This is a genomic window from Neobacillus sp. MER 74, from assembly GCF_023714155.1.
This window is the reverse complement of the sequence record NZ_JAMAUV010000001.1, coordinates 118,030-133,832: the sequence shown is the minus strand read 5'-3', so window position 1 is coordinate 133,832 and position 15,803 is coordinate 118,030. Positions and strand designations below refer to the sequence as shown.

Sequence of the window (15,803 nt, the reverse complement as noted above, 5' to 3'; positions counted from 1 at the left end):
ACCACTAGGAATGAAGAAATGGAGACAATAAACCTTCCTATGATCTCTCATTCTTGGTGGTTTATTAAATACAAAGGCTGTGTTAACGGTTATGTTGATTTTGAAACCCTGTTGGCCTTCGTTCCAGGCACGAAGACTCCTGCGGGAGTACGGGGCAGGGGAGACCCCGCAGGAGCAAAGCGACGAGGAGGCTCCCCGGCACGCCCGCGGAAAGCGAAGTGCCTGGAACGGAAACCAACAGACCTATTTAACACACAGCCAATACAAAAAATCTAATGTCTGTTTTTAGGAGTGATAGACATGTCTACAAATTATGTTCGAAAACCAGAGTGGTTAAAAATAAAACTAAATACAAATGAACAATATACAGGCCTAAAAAAAATGATGCGTGAAAAAAACCTTCATACCGTCTGTGAAGAAGCAAAATGTCCAAATATTCATGAATGCTGGGCTGAACGGAAAACAGCGACTTTTATGATATTAGGAAGTATTTGTACGCGAGCCTGCCGGTTTTGTGCGGTTCAAACGGGCCTGCCGACAGAACTTGATTGGGAAGAGCCAGAGCGTGTAGCAGATTCAGTGGAAAAAATGGGCTTAAAACATGTCGTGATTACCGCTGTTGCTCGAGATGATTTAAAAGATGGCGGAGCGGGGGTATTTGCAGAAACGATCAGAGCTGTAAGACGCCGAAATCCATTTTGCAGCATTGAGGTCCTTCCGTCCGACATGAAAGGTGAATATGAAAACTTAAAAACATTAATGGATGCAAGGCCTGATATATTAAATCACAATATTGAAACAGTTAAACGGTTATCACCAAGTATTCGGGCACGGGCAACGTATGAACGTTCCTTAGAGTTTTTGCGCCGGGCTAAAGAAATGAATGCCAGTATTCCAACCAAATCAAGTATTATGATTGGACTTGGAGAAACAAAGGAAGAAATTATCGAAACGATGGGCGATCTTCGAGCGAACCATGTGGATATTATGACAATTGGTCAATATTTGCAGCCTACCAAACATCATTTAAAAGTTCAAAAGTATTGGAGTCCACAAGAGTTTGAGGAACTAAAAACGATCGCCATGTCAAAAGGATTTAGTCACTGCGAGGCAGGTCCTCTTGTTCGCTCCTCTTATCATGCGGACGAACAGGTCAATGCCGCAAATGTAATTGTGTAATGAAATAGGTGTAAGGAGAAGAAAGTCTATGATAATAAAAATGACAGAAGCGGCCACCAATAAACTAAAAGAAATGATGGCGAATGAAAATCATAATCCTCGGATTGATGCCGAAGTTAGCGGAGGATGCGGAATGTCTGTTAGGTTTTCAATTGTATTTGATGAACCTCGGCGAAACGATTTATGTATGGAAATAGAAGGGATCCAAATTCAAATAGACCGTTTTACAAAACGCTATTTAGATGAGGAAACGCATATTGACTATAGCACAGAACAAGGATTTGTAGTTGGGGAAAGCTTTGCCTCTAGTGCATGTGCCATTCCAATCGATTAATCGGGTAGAGAAGCTTATTAACTATATAGGAAAGATTCAGCAGTTTTCCGACAGATATAATGTTAAGAGGAGATAACACACATGACAAAAGAATATGATGTCGTAATTATCGGTGGTGGCACGGGTGGGTACGTAGCTGCCATTCGCGCTTCACAATTAGGTTTAAGAGCGGCGGTTATTGAAAAAGGAAAAATTGGTGGAACATGCCTTCACGCTGGTTGTATTCCGAGTAAGGCCCTATTAAGAAGTGCAGAAGTATTCGCTCAAACAAAGCATGCAGATAAGTATGGTGTAATTGCCCCTGTAGTGGGTCTTAATTTTTCAAAAGTACAGGCCCGGAAAGAAGAAATTACGGACCGCCTATATAAAGGTGTCCAACATTTAATGAAAAAAGGAAAGATCGATGTTTTTGATGGAAAGGGAAGTATTACACAGACAAAAGATGTGTTAGTGGAATTGAATAATGATGAAGGGGAAGTCATTTTAAGCCCCAAAAATATCTTAATTGCCACAGGGTCCCGTCCAAGAACACTTCCTGGCCTTGAAGTGGATGAGAAGTATGTGATGACTTCGGATGAAGCGCTAAAAATGAAGAAGCTTCCGAGTTCTATCATTATCGTTGGCGGCGGGGTAATAGGAATCGAATGGGCATCTATGCTTTCTGACTTCGGCATCCAAGTTACTGTAATTGAATTTGCCGAGCGTATTTTACCATCAGAAGATACAGATATTTCAAAGGAAGTACAGCGTTTGATGAAGAAAAAAGGAGTAAAAATCGTTACAGGAGCAAAAGTTCTTCCAGAAACGCTGGAAAAAGGTGAGGGTGTTTCCATTAAAGCGGAGCATAAAGGCAAAGAAACACCATTTTCTGCAGACAAACTTTTGGTATCTGTAGGGCGCTCTCCAAATACAGAAGGTTTTGGCCTTGAAAAAACGGCCGTTGAACTAAATCCGTTTTTTATTCAAACAAATGAGTTCTACCAAACAAATGAACCGAACATTTACGCCATTGGTGATGTCATTGGCGGCTTACAGCTTGCCCATGCTGCTTCACATGAAGGAATCATTGCTATTGAACATATGGCAGGTAAAACGCCAAATCTACTTGATTCAAACCTTATTGCCAGATGTATCTATTGCAGCCCAGAAGTAGCGAGTGTCGGGCTCACAGAGGAAGCTGCAAAGGAAAAGGGCTATCTGGTGAAGGTTGGTAAATTCTCCTTCCGTGCGATTGGAAAGGCATTGGTTTTTGGTGAATCTGACGGATTTGTCAAACTGGTTGTTGAAGAAGGAACGAATAAGCTTTTAGGAGCACATATGGTAGGTCCACATGTAACGGATATGATTACTGAGGCCGGGCTTGCTTGTGTATTGAATGCAACAGCAATGGATATTGCCCATACAATTCATCCGCATCCTACATTAGCCGAAGCTATTGGTGAAGCTGCCCTTGCTGTGTATGGACAGGAAATTCATGCCTAACTCATTACGAGGGTATTCGTCCTTCTATAATACATAATTAATAATCTTAAGGATGGTGTATAAGCGTGATCACAACATCGAAGCCCAACCGGGCAAAATTACTAATTTCATGTCGGGAAAAGCCGGGTATTATCTCGACTGTCACGAATTTTTTATTAGAACACAAAGCCAATATTGTCCACTTTGATCAACATACAACAGATCCAAGAGCAGGTATGTTTTTTATGAGAATCGAGTTCGAGTTGGAAGAATTTGAACCTTCTATTAAAAAGCTTGAAGAAGATTTACATGAGCTTGCGCAGGATCATGCCTTAGTTTGGCAGTTGAGCAATAATGAAAAAAGAAAGCGGATGGCTATCTTTGTTTCGAAAACTGATCATTGTCTAAACGAACTTCTTTGGCGCTGGAAATCCAATGAAATTTCAGTAGATATCCCAATGGTAATTAGTAATCATACTAGTTTAAAAGAAGTAGTTGAAAGTTATGGCATCCCTTTTTATCATATTCCAATGTCTCACGAAACGAAAGAAGATGCCGAACAGAAAGCATTAGAATTAATGAAAGGGAAGGTGGACTTAATTGTCCTTGCTAGATATATGCAGATACTTTCCCCTAACTTTATTTCAAAGTATCCTAATCAAATTATCAACATCCATCATTCATTCTTGCCGGCATTTGTTGGCGCAAATCCTTACGTGAGAGCATTTAACCGTGGTGTAAAGTTAATCGGTGCAACTGCACATTACGTTACGAATGATCTTGATGAAGGACCAATTATTGAACAGGATGTACAGCGAATTAACCAACGCTATACTGCAGAGGATTTAAAGACCGCCGGACGTCATGTGGAGAGAAGGGTTCTTGCTGAGGCCGTTTCCTGGCACGTAGAGGATAAGGTACTTGTTCACGGTAATAAAACGATCGTATTTGCTTAAGACTATAAGGAGAGGGTGCCATTGCCAGGAAATGAACTTGTAGGGGACATGATTAATATCCTTTTAGCTATCCTTTGGATATGGATTTTTCTTCAAAATAAACGAAAGCGTACGATAAACCACGCACATGTTTTTTTGTTCGTACTTGCAGTGGGGATATTGCTCAATTCACTTTATCAAGCAATCAATAGTTGATAGGACAGAGTAAAATGTAGATTGGTTTAAATAGTTTTTTATCAAGCTTAAATTTGAGGATTTATTGGTGAAAATCTCACTTTCTATTATGGAAGGTGGGATTTTTACTTTTGTTATAATAGTGTTGGTGAAAAATTAGTTACTATTGACCAAAACTTCATAAGAAAGCCGAAGGAAAGGTCATCATCAAGCGAATGAAGACCAATCTCTTCCGTAAACTAGTGACAAAGGATCATTAAATAATGGAAATGGTTCCATTCATTGCGACACTCAGATGGTCTCTCTCAATTTATTTTTCCCTGACAATCAGGGCTGAAATCCAGCCTTCAATTCCGTTTGGGGTTTGAACTTTTAGCCACTTTATTCCTTTGGAGTCAACTTGTTCTTCATTTAAAAAGTGCATTATTTCACCATTTGTAATAGTGTATAGATGGGGCGCGGTTAGTGTAGGAGCATCACGAATATTTCCGCCTTCTTCATATTTCTTATTTAAAATTAATTCTTTTCGTTCAGGTGAAGTCACGGATGCTTGTATGTGCACATGTTCTTGGTTTAACCAGACCTCAGTTTTCTTCCATTTTTGTGTATACCACTCATTTGGATTGTTGATGATTGCTGCAGTAAGCAAGATCACTAGAGTTGTGGCAGAATAGAAGGACCATCTTTTAATCCTTGTCTTATTTCTTTTCCGTTTCATGGAAAGCTGTATGATTCTGTTGAAAAATCTTTCGAACAAGGCGAGCAATCCTTCAATTATATCAATCCAAACAGAAATGTCAGCTTTTCCCTCTTCTCTCCGGCTTCTTTGGATCGTGCAAAGAAGTGCCATGATTGGGTAAGAAATGGGATAAAGCATTTTTTTCAACAAACGGCACAACAAGTTTAAGAAGGGAGGAACCATGTACAACAAAATCAGCCTTGCGAGCTGCAGGAACACAAAGAGAACCAAAAAAATACGCAACCATTCCGGAAGTACAGAAATAAGTGACCAGATCCAAAACAGCTGATTTAAAATGGATTCCACAATCGCTAATCTCCTTTATATAAATAGGATGAAAGTTCTCTCCTTGGACCTTCAATCTGTTTTTTTCTATTGATGTTTTCCAAATTGACGGGGAGATAGGGGAATAGTTTTTTTAGCTTGGCCAATCTTTGTTCTGCCTCAAACTGGTTAATAGTGTGATCGTTGATCAAGTTTAAAAGTTGTTTGTTTACCTCATATTTGAAGGCTTGATTTTGGCTAAACTCCGATTCTACTAACCGCTTTGCCATTTCATTTTTTTCTCCAAGCTTCCCTGCAGTGATAAAATCACCTGCTTGAAGGGCTTCTTTAATCGAGGCCGAAATCCGGCGTGCTTCCTCCAAGTCCAGAGCTTCTTGATAGGCGGCTAGTTCTGCATTCCGGTCTAAATCGGCGATCGCCTCATCATGGCGCTGGTCCCGAATACCTTGCCGGATCAAAACACGAACATTTCGAACCACAATACCAGCCTCTCTTAACACCTTGACCAATCGCGAGGTTTGAAAAAATTCTTCAATATGTCTGGCAAAACTCAGATCCTCTTCAATAGGAAAAAATCTTGCTTCCGACTCCACCCAGAAGGGCAGATTATTGTTGAAAATGTTGCCAATTTCTCCTGCATTTTGTTGAACTAACCTTTCGGGGTGTTCAACAGCAATATCGATAAATAAATTGACAGAAAACCTTCTACCTCTTGTTGCCGAAGGGACTTCCTCCTTGTAGGCGATAGTTTGCTGCTGCATATTGACTGTATAAACCCTATTATATTTGCCAATCCGCAATTCACTACGTGACAAACGCTCTCCATTTTTGACTGCAAAGTATTCGTTGTGATTATTAACATAAACAAAGGCATAAGTCATAGACGACGCTGGCGGTTTTTCCAAAAAGCTAAATTTGACGTCTTTAACATCTTCAATAAATTGCATTAGGTTATTCCCTCCAGGTTAACTATTTTCATTGAGAGATCACTTCCGCTTGTCTACATTCTATGCTGACAAGCGGAAGAAAAGCCCCCAAATCTGCAGAAATTGGGGATTGAGGGAACTGAAGTAACATAATTATTAATAGGGGGTATTGTGATGAATATTAAGGATAGCACTTTTGAAAATGAAGGACGAGAGTTTCCAGGAGCGACCTATTCAGAGGTAGTATTGGCACCTGCTTATGAGCATGCCAAACAAACTTTATTAGAGCCGATGCTCGCTGTCCATAAAGCCCACCTGATTATGTTGAAAGAACAAGGGTTGTTGGAGGAGAATGGAGCATCCCAAATTGTGGCAGGGATTTCCGCACTTGATAAGGAAGCACTTCTTAATTCCACCTATGATGGACAGTTTGAGGATCTTTTTTTTCTTGTGGAAAGTAAAATTATGAATGTAGCTGGCGAGATTGGCGGAAGTTTGCACCTTGCCCGGAGTAGGAACGATATGGGTGTTGCAATATACAGGATGGTTCTTAGGGACAAGATTCTCCTCGCCACCCGGGCGCTGCTATCGTTTCAAGAAACACTTTTGAGGGTGATCGAGAACTATAAGGAAACCATTGTCTTGGGGCATACCCATACGCAGCAAGCCCAGCCGATGACGTTCTCCCATTATCTTCTGGGTATGTACGATGTCGTTGACCGTGACTTAAAAAGATTGAAAGCAGCCTATGATACTTGCAATGTAAGTCCACTCGGCGCTGCTGCACTTACTACAACCGGATTTCCGATTGACCGAAAAACAGTCGCAGAGCTATTAGGATTTCCGAAAATCATCAAGAGTGCCTATGATTCGATTGGCGGTGCCGATTATTTAGGGGAAATTGCCACAGCGATCCAATTAACCTTTATCAATCTCGGCCGATTTTCACAAGACCTTCTCTTATGGTCCAGCCAGGAATTTTCAGCGATTCGTGTGGCAGACCCTTATGTTCAGAAGAGTTCCATTATGCCGCAAAAAAGAAATCCTGTATCACTAGAGCATATTCGTGCATTAAGTTCAAGCGGAATTGGAAATGCCCAAACCGTACTTCAAATGTTACATAACACACCGTACGGAGATATAAATGATACTGAGGATGACCTTCAGCCATATTTATGGAAGGGCCTGCACCTCATTGATCAAGTTTTTCGGTTAGCAAAAGTGGTGGTCGGAACGTTGGAAGTAAATGAAGCACTTTTAAAAAGAAGGGCCCAAGAAAGTTTTGCCACGATAACGGAATTGGCCGATACGCTATTTAGGAAAGCAAACATACCGTTCCGAACCTCACATTCCATAGCCAGCCAGGTGGTGAAAATTGCCTTGGCAAGGGGACTAAATGCGACTCATGTCACATCTGTACTCGTAGACGAAGCTGCAAAAACAGTTGTCGGATTTCCATTGAATTTATCGGATGAGATTATTCGCACAGCAATGGACCCAGAACACTTTGTGAAAATTCGGTCGCTTCCTGGAGGACCTGCACCGGAAGAAATGCAGCGGGCGATTGTGGAAAGAGAAGCATGTCTACACCACCATGTTTCATTACTCCATACCGAGGTTAATCGGCTTAAAGTTTGTATGGAAAAACTCGATCAACTGACAAGTCAGTGGGGCAAAACAGATGAAGACACTAGTGGACTTTAATTTATCAGTATTGATATACATGAAGTTAAAAACTAACCGCACGGTGATTTTTCACTTGTGCGGTTTTTTGATTAAATTCCACTCGTAGGTTCGAGTGTTTTAGCATTGTTTTTTTGTCCTTTCGCATCCAGTCACTATTTTAAGAAAATTTCATTTACCAACCATATCACAACTAGTTTATAATAAAAGGATGTCCAAATTGGCTGTAATAGTCTATTTCTATGAAACTAAGAAGATCTAAGTAGGTGAATACAATCGACATCATTGAAACACGGGTGAGAAGTTTTATAGCTGATATTCAACACCCTAAACAAAAAAAGAAAATAAATATTAACGATTTAGAACTTCAGTTGCGGAAGCTAATAGATGATTATTTTGAAATGGATGGTTATTCGCTGTTTTATCGTGCCATTGAAACATTGAAAGAAGAAGGACAACTAATCCCCATTCTAAATAATCAATATAATGGAAGAACACCATCTCTATCGTTATATCACTGGGTAAATTTAAAAGTTCAGGAAAACAAATGGGATCGTCTTGAAATGATGAAATTAGGTGATCAGTTTGATTTTTCCTTTTATGAACGGCATCCTGAATGGCAAACGAAAGATGAATGGAATCGTATCCAGAATGTCTATACATTTCTAAAGTCCAGTCAGGAACGGGAGGTCGTGTCAGTCGAAGAAAGAAGCCTAGAGCTTTTTGGTCATGAAAAATTCTTACTCGACAGTGATAGCTTTCCTGATGGAAAAGGTTTTTTAGCTAGAATTGGCATTGGAGAAGACCAGCTTAAAATGGTAAACTACGGCGAGCCTTTTGTCTTTTGGATGAAACAAGGGAAAGAAATGAAAGATATTCAGAGAGTTCTAATCGTCGAAAATCTATCTTTCTTTCATACATCCATTAAGTTATTGGAAGCAAATCAACTCGACTATGAACCAGAACTGATTATTTATGGTGAAGGAACGAAAATTGAACGGAGCTTCTCCTTTTTCTTTAGAATGTTTCCACCTAAATCCTATCTTTTCTATTATGCAGGAGACCTTGATGCTGCAGGTTACGGAATCCTTATTCGGCTTATCGAAAAATATCCAGATTGCTGTATTCAGCCAGCCTTAAAAATTTACCGAAAGATGCTCGAATGTATAGAACAAAGGAATGAACAGAAACAAGGTCAAACACAAAACCTCAAATACCGTGATTTATTCTTTCAATGGTTTACAGAAGAAGAGCAAGCGCTATTACAGGATTTATGGCAGGAAAATAAGCGGATAGCGCAAGAAGTGTTAACGATCGAATCATGGAGGCGATGGATGTGAACGAGTCATGGGAAGGATTCGCCCAGCGGATGCAACGATTAAATCCATTATTTGAACTTGGCAGAGGAATGGAGGTGGGGGATCTAAAACCTCATATCCAAACCATTCTCATGCATGTGCTACTCACCATTTTTTATCGAGAATTAAATGATGATGATCATAGAAGTAAATCCGATATCAAATACATGGTGGAAGATTCCATAAAGCAAATGAAGCTTTTAGCAGACGAAAAGCAAATTGAACGAATTACCAGTGGCCTTTTATATCAGGGAAAGGAAGAGTATAGTAAACCGTTTGAAGCTCTATATTACGATGAAATCAGACAATCATGGGAAACTCAAACCTATCGATATGTCACGATGGATGAATTATATACGAACTTAGAAATAGGCGGATCCATTGTTTATAAACTCACGGATGTCTCTCAGGAAATGATTTTTATGAGCAGAGAAATGGCAGAGGAATTCTCCATTACAATAGAACAGCTCTATAGTATGCAGTTGATTAAGAACGGTAATTTTCGAAAAGCTACACGAAACCTCGATCACCTCATTTCAAGAGTAAACCGCTTAATGGCAAATGAATTCACCTTTCAAAAAGAAATGATTAACAATCCCAAAATCTTATTAATGGAAGAGGAATGGCAAAGGGCCGACAATCGGGTTGAAATTGAAAAGCAATTTGAAGAAGAAAAGAATCACTTCCGGACCATTACTAATATGATAGAAAAGACCAAACGCAGGAATGAAGAAGATGATTTTATGCAGAAAGAATTGATTCTTCTTCAAGAAAAAATTGGCCATACAAGACAATTGCATGATCGTTTTGCTAAGCTAGTCATTCAAAATATTTCCTATGAAATGAAATTAAAGGCGGAAAACCCTTCATTGTTTTGGGAAAACAGTCTGGTTTCATTTCGGGAGCATTTTTATGAAAATTGGTTCATGCAGGAAGGGATCAAAAATTTCGAGATAATAGAAGGTGTCCTTTCTCCGTTATTTTCACCGAAGAATGAATTTATTCTGCCGCTCGATTGGATTTGGGGCGAACAAGAATTTGATGAAAAACAACTAACTGATGCCGTTATTGAAGAAGAGGCAGAAGAAAACATTACTCGGTTGCGAGTGACGAACTGGGATTCAGTTATTAAGGCATGGAGTTATGTTTTTCAATTTTTACAAACAAACCGTGAGTTCTCGTTAGCTGATATAGCCGAGCTGCCACTAGAAGTACAGGATTTATGGTTTGAAGAATCTGAAACGATTGATTTGTGGATGATGTTCGATAAAAAACCGCTGAAGATTCAAGTGCTGCATCGAAAGGAAGAAACCTTAACAGATGAGAGGGAAATTCTTCTTTATAAATTAATGAAGGAATATCCGCAATTTCAAGTCTTCGAAGGCTTAAAGATTTATACCATGTTTGACCATCGGGCAGAGCCGCATCAATGGTATCAAATGAAAATTACCCCTTTTAAAATTTGTGTTCAGGAGGAGAAATGATGAATGCAGAAACGATCAAAAGAGCATCAGCTGTCTATTTTTCTTTATTGAAAGATAAAGTCATCGACGAAAATAGCGAACACTTTCAGACATATTTTGATCCGGAAGTGAGACAGACCGTTCTTTTATTGGCAGACGAATCAGGTACATATATCATTGAATCGCCTAAACGGATCCACTTAGTTGTTCAGCCAACCGGATCTGTCTTTGCTACGAATTTTACCCATATGAAGGAAAAGCATAGACAAGTTGAAACGAAGAAACATTTTCATCTGATTAGCGTTGTCATTATGTCTTTTTTAGCAGCCATAGACCGCAACCAGGCAGCAAAAATCCGCACAAAGCGGGAAGGGATTAGTTACTATGCATTAGAACGGCAAGTCAATGACTTAATGATGAAATGGGAGAGCATTCTTAAAGTTGAACCGACCTTTGGAGAAGAAGAACGGATTGATATGAAGGAAGTTGTAACAACATGGAAATACATGGAGGTTGACTCGGATGATTATGGGAGTAAAAAAGGCAATAGACGGACCCGTATCGGTTTAATTGCCGGCGCTATGCGCTTATTAGAGACAGAGGGGCTTATTGTCATTCTTGATCGGGACGATATAGCTAAGGTTATTCCCAAACAAGAACTTTTTGAGCGAATTGAATATTTGTATCATGATTATGATCGTTATGAAGTTTTTAAAAAATTAATGACTACAGAGGAGGATATGCATGCCGAAAATCCATCGAATTAGAATTGTCGGCCTCAAGTATGATGGCATGCAAAAGCAATATAAAGATACCACGTTTAATTTTCATAATGATGAGACATCAACAAATGGGCTCATTGCCATGATGAATGGGGGCGGGAAAGGTGTGTTCCTCCAGACTATTTTCCAAATACTCAAACCTGGAACATCGTGGGGAAAACAAAACAATCGATATTATCAGCAGTTTTTCTTTAACAATAAAGAGCAATTTATTCCCTATACCTTCCATGTTCTCATTCAGTGGGAATTAGATGGGGCGGAAAACCGGCATCTGGTGACGGGCGGGATGTTCTCAGCCGAGCAGCGGATTTCGATGAATGATGAAGGTGGACATGAAGGGATACCATTGGAACAGGAAGCAAAAATTCTCCCTATTTTTACCTTTTATACAAGAGAATTTGAACGGAAAGAAGAGGCATCGCTTGAGCATATTCCACTTTATGAAAATGGTGAGGTTGCTGAAACGGAAAGCTTAAAGGACTATCTAAAATGGAATGGATATGACGTTTACCGAGATCCGAAGAAGCACTATCGCATCCTTGATACATATGGTATTAATCGTAAAGACTGGGATATTATGAAGGACATTAACAAGGATGAAGGGGGCGTTGGAAAATATTTCGAGGGCGCTGAGGATGATCATTCTCTCTTTCAAAAACGAATCATTCCTACAGTAAGTCAAGTGTTGCATCGAGCTGAACATCAAAAGAACGATTTAGTAGAAATTTTCAAAAGCCAGGCTAGTATCGCGAAGGACCTGCCTGTTCTGTTAAAAAGAGAGCAAGCCCATAAAGAATTTTTAGAAGACATTGTCCCATTTGAAGAGTACGTAGCTAAAGGAGTAGAACATAAAGAAATTGTTCATGCAAGTATACAGACCGGAAGACAACTGCTTGGTGCATTAGAACACTTGAAGCAATCGGAAGAGGAAATGCTGCATGGTTTAGAGAAAAAATTGGAAAAACTGGCGATTAGACAGGCAGATTTGCGCTATCAGAAAGATAATTTAGAGTTTGCGAAAGCTCATAGAGAGGTCATGGACTGGGAGAAGAAATTAGTGGAAGAAAGGGAGAAACATACTTCCTTACAAACAATTGTTAAAGAGAAACAGGAACGAAAAGCACAACTAGACTTTCAGCTGTTATTAAAAGAGTGGAGTGAAAACGAACAAACTATTCGCTCTCTATCACAGCAGATTGCGACATTAGAGCAAAACAGCGGCTTGGAGCAAGTGAATCAAAGAATGGAAGAAATTAAACAAGAAGCTAGAAAGCAATGGGAGCAATCCTATTTGTTGATTCAAGATGGTGTAAAACGGTATTTGGGCTATCAAAAGTTCTTACATAAAAAAGCATCGGGGCTGTTGCAACAGGATAAACAAAAGACAAAAGAAATAGCTCAACTAAGTACGGAAATTGATTTTCTTTATACACAAATGCATAGGTTTGAGTCGAAGGAAGCGGCACTTATCCAAGAATTTGGCGATCGCTTAACCTATGACTTAAAGGGCTTGATCGAGAGTTTTTTAAAACAAATTGAAGGTAAAAAGGCTGGATTAGTTGAGCTGCAGGCAAAAGATAAAGAATCTAGTGAAAAGCAAAATCAACTTGCCACTTCACATGGTACGCTTGTCCAATCGATTCAGTATTCAGAGGAAAAATGTGAAGACTTAAACATAGCAAATGAAGAGCAAAAACAAAAAGAGGCAAAACTCTTTGATAAGCTACTTGGTTTAATTGATGATGTCACAGCACCATTTACTCAATCACTCCTGTCGAAGTACGCATTACAAATAGAAGAAGTTCTAGGCAATAACCGCCAACAAGCTGAACAAATAAAGAAGGAACTTTGGGAAACACAACTCGACCATTCCTTAAACGATGAGCCCTTCTGGATCGCAAACAAGGATGTGAAGGAATTAAAGGAATGGATCGATGAGAAGACGGGAATTGATGTATTTTATGGAACCCAATTTCTCCAATCATTAAGTTCAGAGGAAATGGCTCATTCCCTTATGACGTATCCGCTCCTTCCATACGGGTTGGTCGTAAGCGGGCAGCAATGGCAAAAAATTAATCAGCAGGTTCTTACAGGAAGGATGTTTAAAAGTCCTGTACCAATTTTCTTGCGTGAGGAAATGAACAGCGAATATCACCACCCGTCCTTTGTGATTATTAATGGATCGGAAAAAGATCTATTAAGTGATAAAAATCAATTCACCAGTTGGAAAATAACGATTGCTAAACAAATAGACGAAAAGAAAGATACACTTCTAGAAATTGAAAAGACAGAAATCTCCCTGCGTCGTATTTTAAAAGAAATCGATCGATTTTTATCTAGCGAACTTTCGACTGATATCGAAAAAGTTCTCACTCAGGAACAAAACGCTCTACTTACTAAAAAGACGCAATTGCAGGAAATTAAAACACAGGAAGAAAAAGAAAAAGTCTTACAGCTTGGGTTAAAAGAACAACTTGAAAAGACAAAAGGTAAAATTGAGAAACTTACTAGAAATGTAGAAAAATTAGAGGAGTTTGATCAAGAAAAAACTCTTCATCATGAAAATAAACGGGTAAAAGTCGAGAAAGAAATGCTAAAGGAAGCCTTAGGAGCTCAGCAGCAAGAAATAGGGAAAGAGCACCAGAATACAGTTGAACTACAAAACCAGTGGAATCAAACGTATGTGGAATGGAAGCTTACAACCGAGCAAAATATTAAGGAAATCCGGTTTTTTATTGAAGAAGCAGCTTTTCCTGCTGAGGAAAAAGCCGAACAATCCGAAGAGGTCCCTCATCTTTCAACGCATTTACTACAAGAGAATAACGGAAGTACGGAAGAGTTAAAACAGCTTCAAAAATCAAAAGAAGAACAGGCTAGAGAATTACTCGTTCTTCAAGCAAAAAGAGAAACCGAACAAAAGCAGCAAAAGAAATTAGAGAAAAAACTGACTACCCATGATCTTGACTGGAATAAAGCAGCAGAACCTGATGAACCTCTAAGTATATTAGAGACTATGCTGCATACGGCACAGAAGGAAGCGAAGACAGCAGAAAAAGAAGAACGGGAACAAGGAACGGCTGTAACAGTGGCGGAAACGTCCTTAAAGCATGCGGGTGAACAGCGTGATAAGTTAGGGAAGAAAGTCGAGAAACATGAAAAACAGCCTGAACAGTGGGAAGCCCTTGACTTAGAAGTCAAGGAAGTAGAAATTAAAGACCAAACAAGATTAGCGAAAGAAGAAATCAAGCAGGCTGAGAAACGCCAAAAAGAAACGGGCTCCAAAATTACGGGTTATGAAGGCGATTTATTAACGCTTTCCGTTATCTTAAAAGAGGATGCTGCAGTTTTTACGAATGATGATCTAGAGAAAATTAAGAGTCAAGGAAAAGCGTGTATCCTAGCCTGGTGTGAAGAACATCAAGCGATTCAGGATGAAGGCCAAGAGAAGCATGCGAAAATCGATCAATCATTAAGGAATTTAAAGCTCACGATTGAAGGGAAAGATTGGGAGATACGTTTTAAAAATGAAGTGTTAACGACACTAGACCATTTGGATACAAGGCATTATTCGCATATCCAGTCCATCGTTAAAAATATGAAACGTTTTTCACAAAGTGGATTGGAACAATTAGAACGCGACAAAGAAAGAGCAGAAAGAGCTCAAAACTTTTGGGCCAGCCGTGCCAGCATGAAAGTAATGAGCATTTCAGAGGCCATTCGTTCGATGGTTTCGAAAATGAAGCTAAAAAATGAACGAGGATCATTTCCACTTGTCCAGCTCAAAGAAGATATCTTACCTAAAAAGGCTGAAGATATCGAACCACTGCTAAAGCAGCACTTTGTAACTGCCATTAACAAAATTACCAAACAATTTGATATGATTGATGACAATAACCGATTATTAGATGAAGAAATCAAACAACTGATAAGTGATGAGCAAATTTTATTTGTTTCACTTCGAAATCGATACCCTGAACTGCTGGTCTATAATATGCGAACAGATAATGCCTTTATGTACGGGAAACCGCAAAAAGAACATTATTCTACCTGGCAGACGATTAATCAGGGTTCTAAAACGAAGTCCGATGGCAGTGGGGGACAGAAGTTATCTGCCCGAATGGTAATGATGATGATGTTATTATCCGTCAAAAGCGAAACCATTCAAAGCTGGGTTCCATTAGTCTGTGATAATCCGTTCGGTCAGGCCGCTTCCGCACATGTCCTTGACCCGATCTTCGCAGTCGCCGAAAAACTGAAGTTCCAATTCATCGTCGTTACTCCGCCTGAACTGGTAAAAACGGAAATCAGCCAAAGATTTGACGCCTATTATAAATTAGATTTCATTCGTGAAAAAGGAAAAGAAATTGTTTCAGACACGATTGTTCCAGCCTTTCGGATTTATCAAGGGGAGGCAGTCGCTCAGGTAAAATAATAAATAAACCCAATGGGAATTAATAAGAAAA

The 15,803-nt window shown here is 39.4% G+C and carries 13 protein-coding genes; 11 read left to right on the top strand and 2 right to left on the bottom strand.

All coding sequences use genetic code 11. From position 1 onward, the window contains the following. The first annotated feature begins 18 nt into the window (after positions 1-18). From M3610_RS00615 to M3610_RS00590, 6 genes are all read left to right on the top strand, one after another. Complete coding sequence (locus M3610_RS00615; RefSeq protein WP_251456015.1) at positions 19-276, top strand: hypothetical protein; 258 nt, start codon at positions 19-21, stop codon at positions 274-276. Between the two features lie 24 nt (positions 277-300). After that, positions 301-1,179 (top strand): lipoyl synthase, encoded by an 879-nt coding sequence (gene lipA, locus M3610_RS00610; RefSeq protein WP_251456013.1) that lies wholly within the window; start codon positions 301-303, stop codon positions 1,177-1,179. 28 nt (positions 1,180-1,207) lie between these two features. Further along, positions 1,208-1,513, top strand: a complete 306-nt coding sequence (locus M3610_RS00605; RefSeq protein ID WP_098575152.1) for a HesB/IscA family protein — start codon at positions 1,208-1,210, stop codon at positions 1,511-1,513. A gap of 81 nt (positions 1,514-1,594) precedes the next feature. After that, positions 1,595-2,995 (top strand): dihydrolipoyl dehydrogenase, encoded by a 1,401-nt coding sequence (gene lpdA / locus M3610_RS00600; protein WP_098575153.1) that lies wholly within the window; start codon positions 1,595-1,597, stop codon positions 2,993-2,995. A gap of 59 nt (positions 2,996-3,054) precedes the next feature. Beyond that, entirely contained in the window at positions 3,055-3,930 is an 876-nt protein-coding gene (gene purU, locus M3610_RS00595; protein WP_373561725.1) for a formyltetrahydrofolate deformylase, read from the top strand. A 21-nt stretch (positions 3,931-3,951) separates the two neighbouring features. Next, positions 3,952-4,125 carry a hypothetical protein gene (locus tag M3610_RS00590; RefSeq protein WP_180230168.1) on the top strand — a complete coding sequence of 58 codons (174 nt, stop codon included), beginning with the start codon at positions 3,952-3,954 and terminating at the stop codon, positions 4,123-4,125. A 289-nt stretch (positions 4,126-4,414) separates the two neighbouring features. On the opposite strand, the gene M3610_RS28300 is transcribed toward M3610_RS00590, so the two are convergent. Next, positions 4,415-5,149, bottom strand: a complete 735-nt coding sequence (locus tag M3610_RS28300; RefSeq protein ID WP_098575154.1) for an SH3 domain-containing protein — start codon at positions 5,147-5,149, stop codon at positions 4,415-4,417. Between the two features lie 5 nt (positions 5,150-5,154). After that, positions 5,155-6,075, bottom strand: a complete 921-nt coding sequence (locus M3610_RS00580) for a hypothetical protein (protein WP_098575155.1) — start codon at positions 6,073-6,075, stop codon at positions 5,155-5,157. A gap of 153 nt (positions 6,076-6,228) precedes the next feature. On the opposite strand from M3610_RS00580, the gene argH reads away from it, so the two are divergent. The 5 genes from argH (at position 6,229) to M3610_RS00555 (ending at position 15,772) form a co-directional block, all read left to right on the top strand. Next, positions 6,229-7,758 (top strand): argininosuccinate lyase, encoded by a 1,530-nt coding sequence (gene argH / locus M3610_RS00575; protein WP_251456011.1) that lies wholly within the window; start codon positions 6,229-6,231, stop codon positions 7,756-7,758. Between the two features lie 245 nt (positions 7,759-8,003). Beyond that, on the top strand, positions 8,004-9,077 hold the full coding sequence (locus M3610_RS28295; RefSeq protein WP_098575157.1) for a Wadjet anti-phage system protein JetD domain-containing protein: 1,074 nt from the start codon (positions 8,004-8,006) through the stop codon (positions 9,075-9,077). Further along, complete coding sequence (locus tag M3610_RS00565) at positions 9,068-10,579, top strand: hypothetical protein (RefSeq protein WP_251456009.1); 1,512 nt, start codon at positions 9,068-9,070, stop codon at positions 10,577-10,579. Before M3610_RS28295 ends, M3610_RS00565 begins: the two co-directional genes overlap by 10 nt. After that, positions 10,576-11,325: a DUF6063 family protein gene (locus M3610_RS00560; protein WP_251456007.1), complete on the top strand. Its 750-nt coding sequence runs from the start codon at positions 10,576-10,578 to the stop codon at positions 11,323-11,325. Before M3610_RS00565 ends, M3610_RS00560 begins: the two co-directional genes overlap by 4 nt. Continuing rightward, positions 11,303-15,772: a coiled-coil domain-containing protein gene (locus M3610_RS00555; RefSeq protein WP_251456005.1), complete on the top strand. Its 4,470-nt coding sequence runs from the start codon at positions 11,303-11,305 to the stop codon at positions 15,770-15,772. The genes M3610_RS00560 and M3610_RS00555 overlap by 23 nt, the downstream gene beginning before the upstream one ends. Positions 15,773-15,803: the final 31 nt, after the last annotated feature.